Here is a 3,449-nt window from a genome sequence, read left to right on the forward strand (position 1 = left end):
GGGTCTGTAGCTCAGCTGGTTAGAGCGCACCCCTGATAAGGGTGAGGTCGGTAGTTCAAGTCTACTCAGACCCACCAGATTATTGGGGCCATAGCTCAGCTGGGAGAGCGCCTGCTTTGCACGCAGGAGGTCAGCGGTTCGATCCCGCTTGGCTCCACCAATCTAGGCATCGAGATATTTAATAGAATGATATATGAGTGAATAAGTTATTAATCAAGTGAGATTAATGAGATGTTGTTCACGAATAGTTGTGATAAATAGAGATATTTGTTGCAAAGTATTGTGTTGATAAGGTTGCTTTGATTAAGGCGCCTGATTGAAATGCAAGTGAGTTTAGATTGTTCTAAATGAGCGCGGCATTGAGATTAGGGAACGCAAAGCAGAGTGAGCTGATCAATACAATGATATAGATCTTTAACAATTTATTATAGAGTAATGACCAAGGGAAATAAGCGCAGACGGTGGATGCCTTGGCAATCAGAGGCGATGAAAGACGTGATAGCCTGCGAAAAGCTTCGGGGAGCTGGCAAATGAGCATTGATCCGAAGGTGTCTGAATGGGGGAACCCAACTAGGATAACCTAGTTATCCTACCACTTTTGATATTCTATAGATTAGCTGAACTAATACATGAGATACGAGAGTATGGAGTGAGATCTGTTTTGTTAATTTTGATGGGATATAAAAAGTGGTAGGAGGCGAACGTGGGGAACTGAAACATCTAAGTACCCATAGGAAAAGAAATCAACCGAGATTCCCTAAGTAGCGGCGAGCGAACGGGGATTAGCCTGGTATATTTTAGCATAGTTATTAGTGGAGCATTCTGGGAAGGATGGCCATAGAAGGTGATAGCCCTGTACACGAAAGTGATTATGTGGAACTAGATATACGACTAAGTAGGGCGGGACACGAGAAATCCTGTTTGAAGATGGGGGGACCATCCTCCAAGGCTAAATACTACTGATTGACCGATAGTGAACCAGTACCGTGAGGGAAAGGCGAAAAGAACCCCAATAAGGGGAGTGAAATAGAACCTGAAACCGTCTGCGTACAAGCAGTGGGAGCATGATTGAGTCATGTGACTGCGTACCTTTTGTATAATGGGTCAGCGAGTTGATTATAGTGGCGAGGATAACCGTATAGGGGATCCGAAGGGAAACCGAGTTTTAATAGGGCGTTAAGTCGCTATGATCAGACCCGAAACCGGCGCGATCTATCCATGGCCAGGTTGAAGGTTGGGTAACACCAACTGGAGGACCGAACCCGGTAATGTTGCAAAATTATGGGATGAGCTGTGGATCGGAGTGAAAGGCTAATCAAGCACGGAGATAGCTGGTTCTCCCCGAAAACTATTTAGGTAGTGCCTTGTGAATGACTCGTTGGGGTAAAGCACTGTTTCGACTAGGGGGGTTTTGCGACCTTACCGACTCGATGCAAACTCAGAATACGACGAAGTTTTATCACAGGAGACACACTGCGGGTGCTAAGGTCCGTAGTGGAGAGGGAAAGAGCCCAGACCGCCAGCTAAGGTCCCCAAGTTATCGCTAAGTGGGAAACGAAGTGGGAAGGCCCAGACAGCCAGGAGGTTGGCTTAGAAGCAGCCAACCTTTAAAGAAAGCGTAATAGCTCACTGGTCGAGTCGGCCTGCACGTAAGATTTAACGGGGCTAAGCGATACACCGAAGCTGCGGATAATATTTATATTATGGTAGGGGAGCGTTCTGTAAGCTGATGAAGGTGACTTGAGAAGGTTGCTGGAGGTATCAGAAGTGCGAATGCTGACATGAGTAACGTAAAAATAAGTGAGATTCTTATTGGCCGGAAGTCCAAGGATTCCTACGCAATGTTAATCAACGTAGGGTAAGTCGGCCCCTAAGGCGTAGCTGAAGAGTGAAGTCGATGGGAATCAGGTTAATATTCCTGAACCGATAATTATTGTGATGGAGAGACGGAGAAAGCTAGATCTGCCTGGTGGATGGTAATCCAGGTGAAAGTATGTAGGTAGTGTTATTAGGCAAATCCGGTAGCATGTTGATCTGAGATACGAGACGAAGTGGAACTTGTTCCACGAAGAGGTTGATGCTCTGCTTCCAGGAAAAACTTCTAAACGTAGATAATTATTGACCGTACTGTAAACCGACACAGGTGGACAGGTAGAGAATACCAAGGCGATGAGAGAACCCAGGTGAAGGAACTAGGCAAAATGACACCGTAACTTCGGGAGAAGGTGTGCCTGATTTGGTGATAGGATTTACTCCTTAAGCTGGATTGGGTTGCAGAGTCCAGGTGGCTGCGACTGTTTACTAAAAACATAGCACTCTGCGAACTCGTAAGAGGAAGTATAGGGTGTGACGCCTGCCCGGTGCCGGAAGGTTAATTGAAGGGGTTAGCGTAAGCGAAGCTCTGGATCGAAGCCCCGGTAAACGGCGGCCGTAACTATAACGGTCCTAAGGTAGCGAAATTCCTTGTCGGGTAAGTTCCGACCTGCACGAATGGCGTAACGATGGCCACACTGTCTCCATCTGGGACTCAGTGAAATTGAAATCGCAGTGAAGATGCTGCGTACCCGCGGTTAGACGGAAAGACCCCGTGAACCTTTACTATAGCTTTGCACTGGACTTTGATGATATTTGTGTAGGATAGGTGGGAGACAATGAAGATAAGACGCTAGTTTTATTGGAGTCGACCTTGAAATACCACCCTGATATTGTTGGAGTTCTAACTCAGGTGAATGCCGAGGACAGTGTATGGTGGGTAGTTTGACTGGGGCGGTCTCCTCCCAAAGAGTAACGGAGGAGTACGAAGGTGCACTCGGTGCGGTCGGAAATCGCACCAAGAGTATAAAGGCAAAAGTGCGCTTAACTGCGAGAGTGACGGCTCGAGCAGGTACGAAAGTAGGTCTTAGTGATCCGGTGGCACTGAATGGAAGGGCCATCGCTCAACGGATAAAAGGTACTCCGGGGATAACAGGCTGATTCCTCCCAAGAGTTCATATCGACGGAGGAGTTTGGCACCTCGATGTCGGCTCATCACATCCTGGGGCTGAAGCAGGTCCCAAGGGTATGGCTGTTCGCCATTTAAAGTGGTACGCGAGCTGGGTTTAGAACGTCGTGAGACAGTTCGGTCCCTATCTGCCGTGGGCGTAGGAGATTTGAGAGGGTTTGCTCCTAGTACGAGAGGACCGGAGTGAACGAACCACTGGTGTTTGGGTTGTTTCGCCAGAAGCACTGCCCAGTAGCTACGTTCGGACGGGATAACCGCTGAAAGCATCTAAGCGGGAAGCCTTCCTCAAGATGAGATCTCCCGGGAATTAAATTCCCCTAAAGGGTTGTTGAAGACTACGACGTTGATAGGCTGGATGTGTAAGTGCAGTAATGTATGAAGCTAACCAGTACTAATTGCCCGAGAGACTTGGTTATTACTCTATGATAGATTGTTAAAGCTTTATGCT

The 3,449-nt window shown here is 47.5% G+C and carries 2 tRNA genes and 1 rRNA gene; all 3 read left to right on the top strand.

Features of this window, described 5'->3' with window-relative positions:
* The 3 genes from A37Q_RS0109500 (at position 1) to A37Q_RS0109510 (ending at position 3,417) form a co-directional block, all read left to right on the top strand.
* Positions 1 to 77 (top strand) — tRNA-Ile (locus tag A37Q_RS0109500).
* Between the two features lie 7 nt (positions 78 to 84).
* Positions 85 to 160, top strand: a tRNA-Ala gene (locus tag A37Q_RS0109505).
* Between the two features lie 277 nt (positions 161 to 437).
* Positions 438 to 3,417, top strand: a 23S ribosomal RNA gene (locus A37Q_RS0109510).
* The last annotated feature ends 32 nt before the right edge of the window (positions 3,418 to 3,449 follow it).

It is taken from the genome of Fangia hongkongensis FSC776 = DSM 21703 (genome assembly GCF_000379445.1).
GTDB lineage: Bacteria > Pseudomonadota > Gammaproteobacteria > Francisellales > Francisellaceae > Fangia > Fangia hongkongensis.